Origin of the sequence: Candidatus Limnocylindrus sp., assembly GCF_040397235.1 — a bacterium.
In the GTDB taxonomy this organism is placed as follows: domain Bacteria; phylum Chloroflexota; class Limnocylindria; order Limnocylindrales; family Limnocylindraceae; genus Limnocylindrus.
Window position 1 is genome coordinate 127,436 of sequence record NZ_JBBAWH010000003.1, and the last position, 15,755, is coordinate 143,190.

Annotated in this window: 17 protein-coding genes; 2 read left to right on the top strand and 15 right to left on the bottom strand. The window is 62.6% G+C overall.

Annotated features, from left to right (window positions below; all coding sequences use genetic code 11):
• Nucleotides 1-15 precede the first annotated feature (15 nt).
• The 8 genes from AC3LB0_RS03860 to AC3LB0_RS03895 all read right to left on the bottom strand — a co-directional run bounded on the left by AC3LB0_RS03860 (nt 16) and on the right by AC3LB0_RS03895 (nt 7,182).
• On the bottom strand, nt 16-1,509 hold the full coding sequence (locus AC3LB0_RS03860) for an NADP-dependent isocitrate dehydrogenase (RefSeq protein ID WP_488649848.1): 1,494 nt from the start codon (nt 1,507-1,509) through the stop codon (nt 16-18).
• 18 nt (nt 1,510-1,527) lie between these two features.
• Nucleotides 1,528-2,778 (bottom strand): cytochrome P450, encoded by a 1,251-nt coding sequence (locus tag AC3LB0_RS03865; protein WP_488649849.1) that lies wholly within the window; start codon nt 2,776-2,778, stop codon nt 1,528-1,530.
• 4 nt (nt 2,779-2,782) lie between these two features.
• The gene (locus AC3LB0_RS03870; protein WP_488649850.1) at nt 2,783-3,568 is read right to left on the bottom strand and encodes a nucleoside phosphorylase; all 786 of its coding nucleotides are present in this window, start codon (nt 3,566-3,568) and stop codon (nt 2,783-2,785) included.
• 6 nt (nt 3,569-3,574) lie between these two features.
• A complete protein-coding gene (locus AC3LB0_RS03875) occupies nt 3,575-4,468 on the bottom strand; it encodes an energy-coupling factor transporter transmembrane component T family protein (protein WP_488649851.1) in 894 nt (297 codons plus the stop codon).
• A complete protein-coding gene (locus tag AC3LB0_RS03880) occupies nt 4,468-5,298 on the bottom strand; it encodes an energy-coupling factor ABC transporter ATP-binding protein (RefSeq protein ID WP_488649852.1) in 831 nt (276 codons plus the stop codon). Before AC3LB0_RS03880 ends, AC3LB0_RS03875 begins: the two co-directional genes overlap by 1 nt.
• A complete protein-coding gene (locus tag AC3LB0_RS03885; RefSeq protein WP_488649853.1) occupies nt 5,295-6,140 on the bottom strand; it encodes an ATP-binding cassette domain-containing protein in 846 nt (281 codons plus the stop codon). Before AC3LB0_RS03885 ends, AC3LB0_RS03880 begins: the two co-directional genes overlap by 4 nt.
• A gap of 119 nt (nt 6,141-6,259) precedes the next feature.
• Entirely contained in the window at nt 6,260-6,478 is a 219-nt protein-coding gene (locus AC3LB0_RS03890) for a hypothetical protein (protein ID WP_488649854.1), read from the bottom strand.
• Between the two features lie 11 nt (nt 6,479-6,489).
• Nucleotides 6,490-7,182, bottom strand: coding sequence for a hypothetical protein (locus AC3LB0_RS03895; protein WP_488649855.1), 693 nt, complete (start codon nt 7,180-7,182; stop codon nt 6,490-6,492).
• Nucleotides 7,183-7,429: 247 nt separating this feature from the next.
• Here AC3LB0_RS03895 and AC3LB0_RS03900 point away from each other — a divergent pair, with 247 nt between their 5' ends.
• Both AC3LB0_RS03900 and AC3LB0_RS03905 read left to right on the top strand, forming a co-directional pair.
• On the top strand, nt 7,430-8,437 hold the full coding sequence (locus tag AC3LB0_RS03900; RefSeq protein ID WP_488649856.1) for a queuosine salvage family protein: 1,008 nt from the start codon (nt 7,430-7,432) through the stop codon (nt 8,435-8,437).
• A 53-nt stretch (nt 8,438-8,490) separates the two neighbouring features.
• Nucleotides 8,491-9,669: an MFS transporter gene (locus tag AC3LB0_RS03905; RefSeq protein ID WP_488649857.1), complete on the top strand. Its 1,179-nt coding sequence runs from the start codon at nt 8,491-8,493 to the stop codon at nt 9,667-9,669.
• Here the strand turns inward: AC3LB0_RS03905 and AC3LB0_RS03910 are convergent.
• From AC3LB0_RS03910 to sufC, 7 genes are all read right to left on the bottom strand, one after another.
• Nucleotides 9,627-10,637, bottom strand: a complete 1,011-nt coding sequence (locus AC3LB0_RS03910; RefSeq protein ID WP_488649858.1) for a nucleoside hydrolase — start codon at nt 10,635-10,637, stop codon at nt 9,627-9,629. The two genes, AC3LB0_RS03905 and AC3LB0_RS03910, sit on opposite strands and share 43 nt — an antisense overlap.
• Before the next feature lie 11 nt (nt 10,638-10,648).
• A complete protein-coding gene (locus tag AC3LB0_RS03915) occupies nt 10,649-11,437 on the bottom strand; it encodes a nucleoside phosphorylase (protein WP_488649859.1) in 789 nt (262 codons plus the stop codon).
• Nucleotides 11,437-12,372 (bottom strand): ribokinase, encoded by a 936-nt coding sequence (locus tag AC3LB0_RS03920; RefSeq protein WP_488649860.1) that lies wholly within the window; start codon nt 12,370-12,372, stop codon nt 11,437-11,439. Before AC3LB0_RS03920 ends, AC3LB0_RS03915 begins: the two co-directional genes overlap by 1 nt.
• 139 nt (nt 12,373-12,511) lie before the next feature.
• Nucleotides 12,512-13,015, bottom strand: coding sequence for a DUF4395 family protein (locus tag AC3LB0_RS03925; protein ID WP_488649861.1), 504 nt, complete (start codon nt 13,013-13,015; stop codon nt 12,512-12,514).
• Between the two features lie 197 nt (nt 13,016-13,212).
• Nucleotides 13,213-13,599, bottom strand: a complete 387-nt coding sequence (locus AC3LB0_RS03930; protein WP_488649862.1) for an iron-sulfur cluster assembly scaffold protein — start codon at nt 13,597-13,599, stop codon at nt 13,213-13,215.
• A 3-nt stretch (nt 13,600-13,602) separates the two neighbouring features.
• Nucleotides 13,603-14,859: an aminotransferase class V-fold PLP-dependent enzyme gene (locus AC3LB0_RS03935; RefSeq protein ID WP_488649863.1), complete on the bottom strand. Its 1,257-nt coding sequence runs from the start codon at nt 14,857-14,859 to the stop codon at nt 13,603-13,605.
• Nucleotides 14,860-14,882: 23 nt separating this feature from the next.
• Nucleotides 14,883-15,746 (bottom strand): Fe-S cluster assembly ATPase SufC, encoded by an 864-nt coding sequence (sufC, locus tag AC3LB0_RS03940; protein ID WP_488649864.1) that lies wholly within the window; start codon nt 15,744-15,746, stop codon nt 14,883-14,885.
• Nucleotides 15,747-15,755 lie beyond the last annotated feature (9 nt).

The window sequence follows — 15,755 nt, forward strand, 5'->3', positions numbered from 1 at the left end:
ACGAGCGGTCACTGGCTACTCGCCTTGGGCGCGGGTGAATCCCTCTTCGCTACCCCACACACGGAGCTTCTCAAGGTGCACCCACGGTGCAACGCCCGCCACGCGAGCAGCGAGGGCGAGGAGCATCTCGTCAGGTAGGTCGGAGCCATCGGCGCGTGCCAGGTAGCGCGCACGGAAGAGTCCGGTCGGATCGAATGCCGGGGCAGCATTCGGCCACACGACCGTCCCCTTGCTCTCGATCATCTTCAAGGTGAGCTCCTGCCCGGCGAGGGCGGAGAGCTTGGCGCCAAGTTCCGCTGGCGACATCAGCGACTGCAAGAAGAGGTCGAGGCCGACCACACGCGCCACGCCGACTTCACGTTCGCGCGCCTCGCCACTGGTCCAGCGCGCATGCGGCTTCACATCAATGGGACGTGGGCGACTCGCGGCGGCAGGAACAGTCGTTGGGCGTGAACCTAGGCTCTCGATCACCGCATCGGCGAAACCGCTGGTGCTCGTCGCCGCTTCAACATCGCCGCCCTGCTGGCGCACCACGTCTTGTGGCAGCGCCTTGCCGGCCTCGAGCGTTGCAAGAACAGCGTCCTCGACAACATCAGCAAGATCGGTTTCGCCCAGGTGGCGCAACATCATCGTCGAAGAGAGGATCAGCGCGGTTGGGTTGATCACATTCTTGCCGGCGTACTTCGGCGCAGAGCCGTGCACCGCCTCGAAGATTGCCACGCCGTCTCCGTAGTTGGCACTCGACGCGAAGCCGAGTCCGCCAACAAGCCCAGAGGCGAGGTCGCTGATGATGTCGCCGTGCAGGTTTGTGGCCACCACCACATCAAACTGCGCTGGGTCTTTCACCATCTGGTGCGCAACGTTGTCAATGATCAAATGATTCGCCTCTAGTGACGGATACTCTTTGCTGAGATCACCACCGATCTGCTTGAAGAGTCCTTCGGTGAACTTCAGAATGTTCGCCTTGCTCGCAGTGGTGACCTTATGTCGACCTTCGCGCAATGCAAGCTCATAGGCGAAGCGAATGATCTTCTCGGATCCCGTGCGGCTGATCAGCTTGACCGCCTGCGCCACGTCATGCGTCTGCAGATGTTCGATGCCGGCGTAGAGGTCTTCAACGTTCTCGCGCACGATGACCATGTTGATCCCTTCACCCTTGTAGCGCGTTGGCACGCCGGGGAGTTCACGCGCAGGGCGAACGTTGGCGTACGTTTCAAAGAGTTTGCGCAGCGTGACGTTGGCACTCTTTTCGCCGAAGCCGACCGGCGTCTCGAGTGGCCCCTTCAGTGCGACGCGCGTGCGCTCGATGCTGTCACGCGTTGCCTTCGGCACGCCAGAAGTGTCGCCCTTCTTGAAGACCTCGGCACCAGCCTCGGTCTCCTCCCAGTCGAAGACCACGCCCGCCGTTGCGGCGGCGGCATCGAGGACGCGCTTCGTGGCGAGGGCGACCTCGGGGCCGACCCCGTCGCCAGGGATGAGGGTGATGGCGTGGCGTCGTGGGGTGGTCATGCGATCAGGATAGCGGGGTTAGCGTGCGGAGCTGGGGGCGGCGATCGGCAGGTTCACATAGCCGCGGAATTGGAAGCCGGGGCGGCGCACTGCGCCCGGAAGGAGCGTGATCTCGGGGAGCGCCTCCGCCAACGCGCCGAAGAGGAGCTCGAGTTCCAGGCGGGCCAGCGGCGCGCCGATGCAGAAGTGGATCCCGCCACCGAACGAGAGGTGTGATGTCTCGCCACGCGCGATGCTGAAAGTGTCGGGGTTCTCGTACTTCTCGGGGTCGCGGTTCGAGGAGCCGATCATGAGGCCCACCTTTGAGCCGCGTGGGATCTGCACGCCACGCACCTCAAAACCCTCGTCGAGGACCCAGCGCTGAAAGAATTGCAACGGCGGATCCCAGCGCAAGATCTCTTCGATCGCACTCTTCATCGGCACCGTTCCGGCACGCAACAGCTGCCACTGATCTGGATTCGCCGCGAAGGCCGCGACACCATTAGAGGCGGCATTCACCGACGCCTCGTGGCCGGCCATCAGGAGCACCATCACGGTGGAGATCACCTGCTCGTCGCTCAGGTGTTCGCCATCAACGGTTGCATCGATGAGGCCGGAGAGCAGGTCGTCGGCCGGTTGACGTCGGCGAGCCCGAATGAGGTCGGCAACGTAGGCGGAAAATTCACGCACGGCGAGGTTGGCATGGTCCTTCACCGCGTCAGACGGCGCCGGCTCATACATTGAGACCACGTCGTGGGAGAGGGCCAGGATGCGCATGCGGTCGGGCTCGGGGACGCCGATCAGCTCACAGATGATCGTGAGCGAGAGTGGCTCGGCGAGATCCTGCACCAGATCGAGGCTGCCCCGCTCCCGTGCGGCGGCAATGCGCTCACTGATGAGGCGGCTCGCCGGCTCGCGCTGCGCCTCGGTGGAGCGTGGGGTGAAGGCGGTCGTGACCAGGCGACGCAACTTGGTGTGGTCGGGCGGCTCGAGGGCGATCATGTCCCAGCGCTCGAAGGCCTTGAAGTCGGGGTAGCGGTCGTCGCGCCACGGCTGCAGGTCAGCCTTGTCGCGAATGAACTCTTCGGGGGTGTAGCGCTGCGAGAAGTTGGAGCCGAGGCGCTTGTCACGCCAGGCGGCATGCACGTCGGCGTGGTGGGTAATGAAGTGGATCCCGCTCTGCGGCGAGTGCCAGACAGGGCCGTGCTCCCGCAGCCGGGCATAGGAGGGGAAGGGATCGAGCGCGGTGGCTGGGTCGGTTGGGTCGAAGAGGAGCCCCGAATCGGCCATGGGGTTACGCCCCAGCGGCGCGGTCTCGGGCGATCAGGAGGCGCAGGCCGTGTACAGCCGTGTCGATCACCGGATCAATGGAGAAGTTCTTCATCGAGGCCTGCGACTCTTCGTGCGTCATGGAGGGGCTCCCTGCGCAGACCATGATGCCGCCCGCGCGTGCGCGCAGGGTTGCCGCAACGATGAAGAGGGTTGCGGACTCCATCTCGGAGCTGATCGCGCCGCCGCCAACCCAGGCCTTCCAGCGGCGCGCGAGATCGTCGGCCACCGGCATGCGCCCTGGCTCGACCTCTCCGTAGAAGGAATCTTTCGACTGCGCCACACCAACGCGGTGACGCACCTTGCGCTCGCGCGCCGCATCACGCATCGCCAACACCACATCAAGATCGGCGACCGCGGGGAACTCCATCGGCAGGTAGTGACTGCTCGTCCCCTCATCGCGAATGGCGCCACTGATCACCGCCAGGTCGCCGGTCTGCATATCGGGCTGCATGCCGCCCGAGGTCCCCACGCGAATGAAGGTGTCGGCGCCAATGGCGTGCAGCTCTTCGGCGGCGATCGCCGTTGATGGGCAGCCAATACCAGTTGAGGTACAGGCAACGGGCACGCCATCAAGCTCGCCGACCCAGGTGGTGTACTCACGCTTCTGTGCCACAAACCGCGGGTTATCAAATCGGCGGGCAATTACCTCAACGCGCCCTGGGTCTCCCGGCAGCAGCACATAGCGCCCAACGTCGCCTTTTTTTAGGCCAAGGTGGTGAACGGTGCCGTCTGGCTCAAAGATTGCCATGTGGCGCTACGAGCTAACCATCGCGCGGATGGCCACGACGAAAACACCGAAAAAGACGATGATGCCAAACGTAAACATCAACATGGCAACGATTGGCGCGAACACGAGCGGCGTTGACGCCGACTGCCCCCAGTTCTGCACGCCATAGATTGTTAAGCCCATCATGACCACGATCCCGAGAAGGGCGACAAATAGATCGAACGGCCCACTAGGCACACGGCGATAGGATGTTTTGACACCCTTCGAGCCGAAGGCACGCGACTCAAGGCTGATCGCAAGTTGCTGGACTCGCTCAACCGCACCGGCCGCAACCGGTACGAACGAAGGAATAATTGATCCGAAGCCTGTTCCCTTCATGCCGCGCGAACGTTGTGCCGCAAGCACCAGCTGGACCTCACGCTGCAAAACTGGTACGAGCTGCAGTGTCATTGAGATCATGAAGTTAATAAGGTAGGGAACACGCATGCGTGCAAGCGAGGCAAAAAGGTCTGATGGGTGCGTTGAAAGAATAAGCGCAAAAGCGAGAACTTGGAATGAGGCGACGCGCAGCATGAGCGAGATCGCATGCGAGAGTCCTTCGCCGTAGATCTTAAGCGGACCAAAGAACAGTTCTTGCGTGCACGTTGAGCCACAGAGTACCGGCGATAAGCCTTGAATCACGATGATGGAGGCGGTGATCGGCGTGAACAGTACCATTACGCGGAGTAGTGGCTTGATGGTCTTCGAACTCACCGCAACCGCCAAGCCGAAAAGTAGCAGCCCGAAGAGCGGCAGGGGCTGGTAGGTCGTGAAGCAGAAGATGCCCGCTGGGATCAACCATGCGAATTTTGCTACTGGGTCAAGGCGGTGCATCCACGAAGTTCCACGAACATGGCTAACTGAGACACTCGGTCCGTACATCAGGCGGCTCCCCTCTTGCCGAGCTCTTTGGCGAGCTCATCAACACTCAGCGCGACAGGCTTCCCCTTGCGACTCTTGAGTTGCAACGAGATCTGCGTGATCTGTGGCGGCACAATGTGGGTGCGGGTCATGACTTCGGTATCCCCGAATACCTCGCGCGCAGTGCCGTCGGCGATCACCTTGGCGTTCCACATCACGATCATGCGCTCACTCACATCAGCCAGGAGCGGCATATCGTGTGAGACGCAGACTACGGTTGAACCCTGCTTCGTCAACCGGCGAATCAGGTCATTGATCACCTTGGTGGTCTGATGGTCTTGGCCGGTGGTGGGCTCGTCGAGCACGAATACCTTCGGGCCCATCGTGAAGACCGAGGCGATCCCAACCAACTTGCGCAGCGGGAAGCTCAGGCGGTAGGGGTGCATCTCGGCGTACTGCTTAATGTCGAAGAAGACGAGCGCCTCATCCACTCGACGCGCCACCTCATCCGGCGGCAGCCCCAGATTTGTTGGGCCGAAGGCTAGCTCGGCGCGGACGTTCGTAGCGAAGAGCTGGTGATTCGGGTTCTGGAAGACATAACCGACGATCGAGGACATCTGCTGCACGGTATTTTTCGCCGTGTCCTTACCGTCAACCACAATGCTCCCCGAGACCGGCTTAAGTAGCCCGTTGAGCAGCTTGGTTAGCGTGGTCTTTCCAGAGCCATTCTGGCCCACGATGCCGACCGACTGCCCCTCGGGAATCTCCAGGCTGACGCCATCAAGTGCAAGCACAGCACCGTTTGCATAAACGTAGCGCGCGTCAGTCACCTTGATCATTGGGCTGCTCATCCGCGGGCCTCCAACCATTTAATTGCCTCGCCGGTCGTGACCGGCAGATTCTTTGCGCCAGACTTTGAGAGGGCGATTGCCAGGTCGGTCGCCTGCGGCACGCGAATGCCGATCTTGGCAAGCTCATCACCACGAGAGAACACTTCGGTTGGCGTGCCGATCATGAGGATTTTCCCTTCATGGAGCACCACGATACGATCGGCATAGGCGGCTAAGACTTCAGATTCGTGCTCCGCAACGATGACGGTAAGACCCTCTTCACGGTTCAACTTACGTGCGAGTTCAAAAACCTCCTCTTTCCCGATTGGGTCAAGGTTTGAGGTTGGCTCGTCCATAAAGAGGATCTTGGGTTGCATCGCAAGCACCGAAGCAATTGCGAGGCGCTGCTGCTGTCCACCCGAGAGTCCCATCGGCGAGCGCTCCTCAAAGCCGGCAAGACCGACCGTAGTGAGCGCAGCGCTTACTCGTGGTGGCATCTCCTCGTTCGGCACACCGAGGTTTTCAAGCCCAAGCGCAACCTCTTCGGCTGCGCTGACTTGGCTCATCTGAAATTCAGGATTATCGAAGACGATGCCAACGGTGCGCGCCATTTCACGGACTGGTGTGGTTGAGGTATCGAGTCCTTCAACAGTGACCTGCCCCTCATAGATGCCCATCGTGCTCTGGGGCACAATGCCGTTAATGGAGAGGCCGAGGGTGGTTTTTCCGGCGCCGTTCAGGCCCATGATGCCGAGATACTCGCCGCGCGTAATCTCTAGATTGATGTTGCTGAGCGCCGGTCGTTCGCCGCTTGAATAGGTGAAGCTCAGGTTCTCAATCTTTACGACGACATCTCCAGGCAATGGATCCTCCCTCTCTGCTCTGCCCATCGTAGTGGGCTGGTAGTCAAGAGAACCGCCCGATCGCACTATGCGGTGCGACCGGGCGGCTGTCACGCATCGATGCGCGACGGTGCGTTAACTCAGTCCTTCGCGCGAATGACTGCTACGCCCGCGCCGAGCGTGAAGAGACCCGCCAGCACATTCATTGCTGCCAGCGTTGGAAATGCCTGATCGGGAGCGTCAATCTTGATGCTTCCGACTGCGAACGGAAGCACGAGAATGAACACGCCCATTGCGAGAACGCCAACCGCTGCGGCCTCTCGAGGCCCGACGGTTGCGCCACCTGAATCCTTAGCCATGGTGATCCTCCTTAAGCTGCAGCGCCGGCTTGCTGAATTGCGATCAGCAAGAAGGCGATACCAACGGCAAGACCGATGAAGACGTACTTGAGCACGCCTGTCTGGTCAGTCTTCGGGAGGCCAACGCCAGCGGTGAGGCCGGACGGAAGCGCCTGAAGAATTGCCAAGCCAACGAACGTTGCGATGAGCTTGTCCGCGAACGAGCCTGGAAGGCCGCCGAGGAACGAAGCCTGAAGGGTGCCCAAGCCGGCAGCGCTAATGGCTGCGACGAGCGCATCCGACGAGTGCCCGGTGGCACCGCCGAAGACGAACGTAATGATTGGAGCGGCCATCGCCTGAACGGCAATTCCGCAAATTGCACCGACGACGATTAGGCCGGGGAGCGACTTGCCGAGACCGAAGCTGCGAATGCCGTAGCCCCAAACGAGGGCGCCAACGACGTTGCAGAGGGCGAATGGAATGCCGACGGGTCCGTTAACCAACGAACCAGCGGTATTCGTGATGATTCCGGTGAGGGCGCCCCACCATGGTCCGAGCGCGACGGCTACGACCATGGTCCCGATCATGTCGAGGAAGATCGGCACCTTCACGATTCCAATGATGAATCCGCCAACAATGTTGAGGGCCGCCATTACTGGCACAAGGACCGCAACATACGAGAGCGGGATTCGCTGGGCGGCGCGTGCCGCTGCTGCTCCTGACATCTCTGTTCCTCCCTTTCGTCGGTCCCCACTGAGAGAGCCGACCTGTTTCGCCTTGGGTGACAACGCCACCCTTGGCCTTACAACCAAACGGCAACCCGCCGTTGGGCGCAGGTTATGCTCCCTTAACCTTCTGTCAAGCCCCTGATGCGTCAGGCGCACCAGCCCCTAGGGCCGGTGTGAGGTGGCTTCGGGGTATGGTCTCCCCCTACGGGATCACGGGCCGGTCGGGCCATATGAGGAGGCATCCATGCGTGGGAAGTGGTGGTCGAACCCGATTCTGAGCTCCCTAACCCCCGTTGTTCAGGGTTCTGGGTTTGTTACAACGAATGAGGGGGAGGTCCAGCGGGTGGCCACGTGGATGGCCGCCGAGGAGTTCCCCGACTTCCGTTCCACCGCCCCAGCGGCGAAGGGCCCCTTCGACATTGGCCCCGACCCCGACAAGAACATCGACCTCACGATGCTCATCACCATCCTGAACTTCGCCTTCACCGACTTCGCCACCTCCAAGAAGTTTGAGGTCACCTATAACGGGGTCCGCTACTCCGACAGCGAGGCGATGTTCGCCTGCCTGCATAAGGCGATCCTGGCGGGGCAGCCGATCCTCACCGGCCAGTGGGCAGCCGGGGTAACCCGCCGCGACCTTGAGGAGCTCTTCCGTGGCGACAACGAGATGCCGATGCTCGATGAGCGAGTCGTGGCACTCAATACGGTTGGCGCCGCCCTCACCGAGAGGTACGACGGCAAGTGGCACCGCTGGGTTGCCTCCTGTGCGCCCGCCCTCTACGCGGGTGGCGACGGCCTGCTCGAACGACTCGTTACCGAGTTCCCGCGCTTTGATGATGTGAGCGACTGGAAGGGGCACAAGATCCAGATTCAGAAACTGTCGCAGCTCGGGCTCTGGGGGCTCCACCGCGGACTCGCCCCACTCGGCCGCACGGTGCTGAAGGATCCAGAGATGTGCACGGCGTTTGCCGACTACATCGTGCCGGTCGCAATGCGCACCATGGGGATCTTTGAATACGAGGCGTCACTTGAGAAGCGGATCATGGCTGGCGAGCTGATCCCGCGCGATTCACTTGAAGAGATTGAGATTCGCGCGCACAGCATCTATGCAACAGCGCTCCTCACCGACGAGGTGAACGCGCGACGACCAGCAGACAAGCAGCTGCTGATTCCGGAGGTCGACTACCGGCTCTGGAAGACCTATCACGCGACGCACTATCCGCACCACCTCACGCGAACGATCATGTACTAGCCGTGGTTCAATCTCGCAGTAGCGCTCAGTCGCGCACGCTTCCCTTTGCCGATGTGTTGTCGCGACCTGGTGCTGTAGTCACAACCATTGGCGGACTCATAGCGCGGTCACCAGTCTCAATGGTGCCGATTGGCCTGATTGCGATTGGAAGCGGTCCGTTTGGATCGTATGCTGTTGGTGGCGCAGCTGCGGGTGCCTTCTCCATCGCGAACGCTGTTGGTGCAACCTTGATTGGTCGCGCTGCAGATGAGCGTGGACACCGACCGATGCTCTTACGCGCCTCTGCCGTGATGGTGGCTGGCGCTGTGCTGATCTCGGCGGTCGCGATCTTATCCCCAAACGCACTGCTTCTTATTGCCGCCTCGGCGCTCTTTGGCGCAGCCACTCCAGGAATGGGCTCCATCATTCGCGCTCGCTGGACCTCTGTTGTGCACACTGCGCCGCTTCGCATTCGCGCGATGGCGCTAGAGTCGGTGAATGATGAGGCAAACTTTTTAATCGGGCCGCCACTCGCCTCACTTCTCATCGTGCAAGGATTTGTTTGGGGGCCCGTTGCAGCGGCGGCGCTTTTCTTCGTGATCGGGACGCTCATGGTGATCTCCCAGCGATCGTGGGAGCCAGCGCTGCATGAGCGTGATGCGGCAGGAATGCGCGGTGAGATACACGCAAACGGGCTGCTCATGCTTAGTGCAGCGGCGATTGGTGCGATTCTCGGCGCAAGCCAAGTGCTCCTCCTCGCATACTGCGCAGCGGTCGGCGCCGCCGCCGGTATCGCTCTTGCGCTCGGCCTCAACTCTGGGGCGAGTCTGGTGGGCGCGATCCTGATCGGCTCTAAAGCTGATTGGCGCTGGTCGGCGGAGCGGCGCTTCGCTGTTGCGGCAATCATTTTCGCGCTCGCGACTATTCCGACCGCCCTTGTTAGCGGCTACCTTCCGTATCTGATCGTCACCACAATTGCCGGATTCGGCATCGCCCCGATGTTTATTCAGCAGAACGCGGTGATCACAGAGCGCGCTGGCGGGGCGGCACGAAGCGGCGCGTTCGCCCTCATCGGCGGAGGTGTGGTCTTTGGAATTTCAGCCGGCTCTGCAGCGGGCGGCATTGCGATCGATGCCTTCGGAGCCTCCGAGGCGCGTCTGATCTTGATCCCGCTGGTGCTCCTGATGGTGCTCCCGATCCTGCTTGGAGCTCAGCGCGCCGAGAGGCGCCCGACCCGCTCCGCAAAGCGCTGAAGGAAGGCCTCGCCGTCGCCGGCAATGGCGACGCGGCTGTTCGCCGGGGTGTTGGTGCGGCCCCGCACATCCACGAGAAGGTCGCCCTGCGTAATCCCCTCGCGTGTCTCAACGGCGCTCGGCGCACTGACGATGGTCGCGAGCGCTGCATCGAGCGCCACCGCCACGGTGAAGGCGTCGTGAATATGCGACCCCTCGATCTTGTCGTATTGCAGGTGGAACTCGTCGTAGAAGCGCAGCGCCTCGTCAATCAGGCGTAAGACCGGATTGAGTGTGGTGTCGCCGCGCTGTGCACCAGCACGGCCGGCTGCGGCAACGAGTGCCGCCCAGTGCGGTGGTCGAATGAGCGCCGACTCGGTGGCATCAAGTGGCAGGATCAGCGCCGGTCGGCCCGCTGCAGCACAGGCACGAATGACCTCGTCGAGCGCCTCGGGGTCGCACCAGGCGTTCCACTCACTGCGCGCACCGGTGTTCCCTGGCGTTGATACCGCACCAGTCATCAATACAACGTCGTGCAGGAGTGCAGGTAGCTCGGAGTCAAGTCGGAAGGCGGCGGCAATGTTGGTGGCCGGCGCGCAGCCGATGATCGTCACGGCGCCAGGATGGCGACGCACCTCCGCAACGATGCGCGCGGCGGCGGCGTTCATGCCATCGGGTGAGGGTGTACTGAGTGCACGCGACGGCGCGGGAAGCACGGCGTAGCCGAGACCGGTTGGCCCGTGCGTCTCTGGTGTGGTGACCAGCGCTTTCACGAGCGGCGTGCGGGCGCCGGCGATCACGTCAATGTGTGACGCGCCCGCAACGTCGAGCACACCGCGTGTGTTGCGCACGACAGCTTCAAGGTTGACGTTCCCTGGTGCACAGGTTGCAACGAGCAGGTCGGCATCGGGTGATGCGAGTGCGTAGAGGAGCGCCATCGCATCATCGATGCCCGTGTCGACATCGAGGATGAGCTTCTGTTGCGGCATGCGCGCGAGCGCTACTTGATGCGGCCGGCGGCGCGATCCGCCGCAATGAGCTTACGCAGGCCCGCGATCGACGTATCAATCACGCGATCAATCGATGAGTCGGCAAGCTCTGCCTCTGTCATTGGGCGCTGATCTGGGTTGCCGAGAATCAACATTGCGCCGCCTGCGCGCACGCGCAGTGTTGCCGCAACGATGAAGAGTGTTGCCGCCTCCATCTCCGAGCAGATCGCGCCGCCCGCCATCCACGCCTTCCAGCGGCGCTGCAGATCTTCGGCGATCGGCATGCGCTCTGGGTTGTGCTGGCCGTAGAACGAATCCTTCGACTGGGCGATGCCAACGTACCAAGGGAAGCCGCTCTCCTTCGCCGCCTCGCGTAAGGCGAGGGTGATGTCGAGATCGGCGACCGATGGGAACTCCATCGGTAGGTAGTGGCGGCTGGTGCCTTCGTCGCGAATTGCGCCACTAATGATCCCAACCGAGCCCGGCTTGATGTGATGCTGCATGGAGCCCGAGGTGCCGACGCGAATGAAGGTGTCGACGCCAATGTCGGCGAGCTCCTCAACGGCGATCGCCGTGGAGGGGCAGCCGATTCCGGTGGAGGTGCAGGCGACAGGGACGCCGTCGAGCTCACCCGTCCAGGTGGTGTATTCGCGGCGGCGCATCAGGAACTTCGGGTTGTCGAAGCGGCTGGCGATGACCTCAACGCGATCGGGGTCACCCGGGAGCAGCACGTAGCGGCCGACCTCGCCCTGCTTGATGCCGATATGGTGCTTGCGGCCGTCGTCCTCTCTTGCTGCCATCAGTGTGCCCCTCCCGCTAGATATGGTGCGGCGAGTTTCGCCGCCTCTTCCTTCGATAGGTAGCTGCTCTGCGTTCCTGGCTTCTGCACGCTCTGTGAGGCGCAGGCTACGGCAAGTTCCACCGCGCGCACCAGCGTGAGGCCACTGGCGAGACCGAACGAGAAGGCGCCGAGGAACGAGTCGCCCGCTCCGGTCGTGTCGACCACGGTCACCTTCGGCGCACTTACACGCTGAATCGGCTGGCCGCGCTGGGCGATGGCGGCGCCGTGTCCACCGAGCGTGACCAGCAGGTTGACGCCACTCTTCGCTGCGGCGGCAAGGATCCGCTCGTCGGCACCGTCGCCAATCGCCGAGCCGCCGAAGAGGGTGGTGAACTCCATCTCGTTGGGGGCGAGCCAGTCGGAGAGGGCGAGGAGCTCAGGGTCGATGGGTGCGGCGGGGGCTGGGTTGAGCAGGGTGGTGATCCCCGCAGCACGTGCCGCGCGGAAGGCGGCGAGCGTGGTCGCCTGCGGAATCTCGAACTGGCCGACGACGATGGTTGGCTTGAAGTCGCGAACGGCCGCCTCAGCGACGGCGGGGTCGGTCTCGTTGTTGGCGCCGGGGACGATGATGATGCGATTGATCCCGTTCGCGTCGACCCAGATCGGCGCGACGCCGCTGGAGCCAGGAACGGTGCGCATCCAGCGCGTGTCGATCCCCTCGCGCACAAAGTTCGCCAGATGCGAGGCGCCATACGCGTCGTCACCGACGGCGTTGACCATGGCAACAGGGGCGCCGAAGCGTGCCGCCTGCACCGCCTGGTTGGCACCCTTCCCGCCGAAGCCCATCTGAAAGCGATCACCGACCAGGGTCTCACCCGCATTGGGGATGACCTTGGCGTACGAGATCAGGTCCATCATGGTGCTGCCGACGACGAGAATCCGTGCTGTGCTCACGTTCGACGCATCTCCTTTATGGCGGGCGGTGATGCCCGGTCCAGCTCACCTATCGGCGAGAAGGGGATGATGCCCTTAATTGCCTCCGAGCGCACGGCGTGACCCGCGTGGCGCACCGAGCGGGCGCGCCGCTCGGAACCTAGCGCATGCGGATCTTCTGCTTGGGGATCTTCGTGACCCCAGCTGGCAGTCGGCGGTTCTCAAACCAGACCACGATGCCGTACAACTTGCACGCCACGCAGATGCCAGTGATCGCAAGGAAAGACTGCAGGGCAGCCACAATCGTTACCAGTACGACCGACACGACCTCGGCTGCGAAGAGCGCCTGCACGATCACGCCACCAAGAATCATCGTGCCGCCCAGCACCTGCGCGAGGCGCAGGCCAGGAGCAGGCTGGAGGTCGGCTGGCTTCGGTGCAGAGATCACACCGCGTTCACGCAGGATTCGGAACGGGAGTGCGAGCAGGCTGACGCGCAAACCGGTGGCGGCGCTCAACAGCATGGCGAGGGAGATCACCACGAGCAGCCCAACACCGAGTTGCTGGGTGGCCGGTTGCTGATAGAGATACGTGGCAACAAGAAGGAGCACGACGCTCAGCGCTGCGCCAGAACGAAATCCTCGTGAGTCGGTCATCTGTGACATGTGTGGTACCTCAGGCTATGTTGGATTGGCGGCGCATCGCGCACCGATGGAGCCTGATCGACCGGAGCGGGCGCTTAGCGCGCGAGCGGTCGCAGGCCAGGAACATGCGAGCGTCGACAGATCGACGGCTCACCTGCGACCGATGCAATTAACTCTGCTGCACTCATGGCTGCCATCGTACCGTGGTCGCTCGAGTCTTACTTACTGCTCAGGCTTGCAATAGCCTTTTGTGCAGTCTCAAGGCCGAGGAGCGCGCAGTGAATGCGCGTGGGGCCAACTTCGACGCCGAGGAGCTCCATTACGAAGGGGCTGCCGAGCGCCAAGATCTCGTCGATGCGCTTGCTACGCAGCTCGTCGGTGATGAGCGAGGTGCCCGCCTGCGAAATAGCGCAGCCGCGGCCACTGAAGGCCACATCGGTGATAACGCCGGTGTCATCGAGTTGCAGTTGCAGGTTGATGACGTCGCCGCAGTTCGGATTGCGCCCCTCAAGGCTGACGCTCGGTGCGGCGAGGGGCGCCTGGTTGTGCGGGCGGCGATGATGCTCAAGGATCTGCTCGCGATAGAGATCGTCCATGCCGCCCATCGCTTACCCCTCAAATACCTTGCGAGCCTCGCGAAGGCCCGCAAAGAGTGCGTCTAGGTCTTCGTGTGTGGTGTACGGGGCAACGCTGACGCGCGCCGAAGAGCTCAGCTCCAGCTGCTCGTGGAGCGGCTGCGCACAGTGGAAGCCAGCTCGAATGGCCACGCCGCGGCGGTCGAGGATCTCAGCAAGGTCATGGGCATGGATCAGGTCGCTGGAGAAGGCAACCAGGCCGGCGCGCTGGCTGGCATCGCGCGGCCCAAGGATGCGGGCGTCGGGGAGCGCCTCGGGAAGCTCGCGGATCACCCGCTCGATCATGAGCGCCTCGTGCGCGTGGATCTTGTCGCGGCCGAACTCGTCGAGCAGGTCGCAGGCGGCGGCGAGGGCCACGGCGCCCGACGCATCGGGGGTTCCGGCTTCGAATCGTTGGGTTCCTGTCGTGAAGTCGGCGTCGCGCAGGCGCACGCTGTGGATCATGTCGCCGCCGGTTTCGATCGGCGCCATCTCGGCGAGCAAGTCGGCGCGCGCCCAGAGGCCGCCGCCAGCGAAGAGGCCGCCCATCTTGTGGGCGCTAAAGGCGTAGAAGTCGGCGCCGGTTGCTGGAATGGAGACCGGCATGTTCGCGACCGCCTGGCAACCGTCGACGCAGAGGAGCGCCCCAACGGCGTGCGCAGCCTCGGCGATCTGGGCCAACGGTGCAATGGAGCCGAGCACATTCGAAACGTGTCCGAGGGCGATCATCTTCGGCTTCAGCTTCATCAACGAATCGAGGCGATCCCAGAGGATCTCGCCGGTCACGTCGTCGACGGGGATGAACTCTAGGTCGGCATCCATCTCGCGCGTGATCTGCTGCCACGGAATGAGATTTGCGTGGTGCTCGGCCTCAGTGACCAGCACCACGTCACCGCGACGCAGGTTCGCTTTGCCCCACGACAGCGCGACGAGGTTGAGCGCTTCGGTGGCGCTGCCGAGCATTACCAGCTCGCTCGCTGGCACATTTACATACGCAGCGATGCGCGCACGTGCCGCCTCGTACCCATCAGTGGCCATCTGGGCGAGGGTGTACGCGCCGCGATGCGGGTTCGCATTGGCGGTGAAGAGGAACTTTGAGACAGCGTCAACAACGCGCTGCGGGCGTTGACCCGTTGCAGCGCTGTCGAGATAGTGCAGCGGTCGGCCGCCAGGTTGTGACGTAAAGATTGGATACTCGGCGCGAACCTTTACGGGGTCTAGCGTGCCGTCAGCGTTATGCCACATGCTCATCGCTTCAACCTTTCGCCGCCGCGCTACGCCGACGGCGCTGGTGCAGCAGTCGGCGTTGCCGCCTCTTCTGCCGTTGGGTTGATGCCGTTCTCGGCAAGGATCGGCGCGTACCCTTCGCGCTCCAGTCGGTGCGCGAGATCTGGCCCACCCGAAACGACGATGCGACCGCGAGCGAGCACGTGCACAAACTGTGGCTTCAAGTAATCGAGCAGTCGCTGATAGTGCGTAATCACCAACACGCCGAGCTCTGGTGAGAGCATCGTGTTCACCCCTTCGGCAACGATGCGCAGCGCATCGATGTCGAGGCCAGAGTCGGTCTCGTCGAGGATTGCCATCTCTGGCTTCAGCAACGCCATCTGCAACATCTCGAGGCGCTTCTTCTCACCGCCCGAGAATCCATCATTCACGTAGCGCGTCATGAACGCCTCGTCCATCTTGAGTTGTGTGAGCTTCTCTTTGACGAGCTTTCGGAACTCGCCCATCGTCATGCCGCCCTTCACTGGGTCCGACGGATCGAACTCAGGATCGCGTACCAAGCCGGAGCGACGCGCATTCATTGCGGTGCGCAAGAAGCTCGCAACGGAGAGACCTGGAATCGAGGTTGGATACTGGAAGGCCAAGAAGAGGCCGAGTCGCGCGCGCTGGTCGGCGCTGTAGTCGAGCAGGTTCTCACCCTTCCAGAGCACGCTGCCAGAGATGATCTTGTAGCTCGGGTGTCCCACTAGCGCGTAGCTGAGGGTCGTCTTGCCAGAGCCGTTCGGCCCCATGATCGCGTGCACTTCGCCCGGCTTCACTGTGAGCGAGATCCCCTGCAAGATGTGCTTGCTCAGATCGCTTGAAGGTGCGACGACGAGGTCCTTGATGACCAGATAGGCGTTCTCACTCATGTGCGGCTC

What these genes read in the sequence shown, in the direction of transcription:
- AC3LB0_RS03860 (WP_488649848.1), bottom strand. Translation starts at nt 1,509, where the DNA reads ATGACCACCCCACGACGCCACGCCATCACCCTCATCCCTGGCGACGGG.
- AC3LB0_RS03865 (WP_488649849.1), bottom strand. Translation starts at nt 2,778, where the DNA reads ATGGCCGATTCGGGGCTCCTCTTCGACCCAACCGACCCAGCCACCGCG.
- AC3LB0_RS03870 (WP_488649850.1), bottom strand. Translation starts at nt 3,568, where the DNA reads ATGGCAATCTTTGAGCCAGACGGCACCGTTCACCACCTTGGCCTAAAA.
- AC3LB0_RS03875 (WP_488649851.1), bottom strand. Translation starts at nt 4,468, where the DNA reads ATGTACGGACCGAGTGTCTCAGTTAGCCATGTTCGTGGAACTTCGTGG.
- AC3LB0_RS03880 (WP_488649852.1), bottom strand. Translation starts at nt 5,298, where the DNA reads ATGAGCAGCCCAATGATCAAGGTGACTGACGCGCGCTACGTTTATGCA.
- AC3LB0_RS03890 (WP_488649854.1), bottom strand. Translation starts at nt 6,478, where the DNA reads ATGGCTAAGGATTCAGGTGGCGCAACCGTCGGGCCTCGAGAGGCCGCA.
- AC3LB0_RS03895 (WP_488649855.1), bottom strand. Translation starts at nt 7,182, where the DNA reads ATGTCAGGAGCAGCAGCGGCACGCGCCGCCCAGCGAATCCCGCTCTCG.
- AC3LB0_RS03900 (WP_488649856.1), top strand. Translation starts at nt 7,430, where the DNA reads ATGCGTGGGAAGTGGTGGTCGAACCCGATTCTGAGCTCCCTAACCCCC.
- AC3LB0_RS03910 (WP_488649858.1), bottom strand. Translation starts at nt 10,637, where the DNA reads ATGCCGCAACAGAAGCTCATCCTCGATGTCGACACGGGCATCGATGAT.
- AC3LB0_RS03915 (WP_488649859.1), bottom strand. Translation starts at nt 11,437, where the DNA reads ATGGCAGCAAGAGAGGACGACGGCCGCAAGCACCATATCGGCATCAAG.
- AC3LB0_RS03925 (WP_488649861.1), bottom strand. Translation starts at nt 13,015, where the DNA reads ATGTCACAGATGACCGACTCACGAGGATTTCGTTCTGGCGCAGCGCTG.
- AC3LB0_RS03930 (WP_488649862.1), bottom strand. Translation starts at nt 13,599, where the DNA reads ATGGGCGGCATGGACGATCTCTATCGCGAGCAGATCCTTGAGCATCAT.
- AC3LB0_RS03935 (WP_488649863.1), bottom strand. Translation starts at nt 14,859, where the DNA reads ATGAGCATGTGGCATAACGCTGACGGCACGCTAGACCCCGTAAAGGTT.
- sufC (WP_488649864.1), bottom strand. Translation starts at nt 15,746, where the DNA reads ATGAGTGAGAACGCCTATCTGGTCATCAAGGACCTCGTCGTCGCACCT.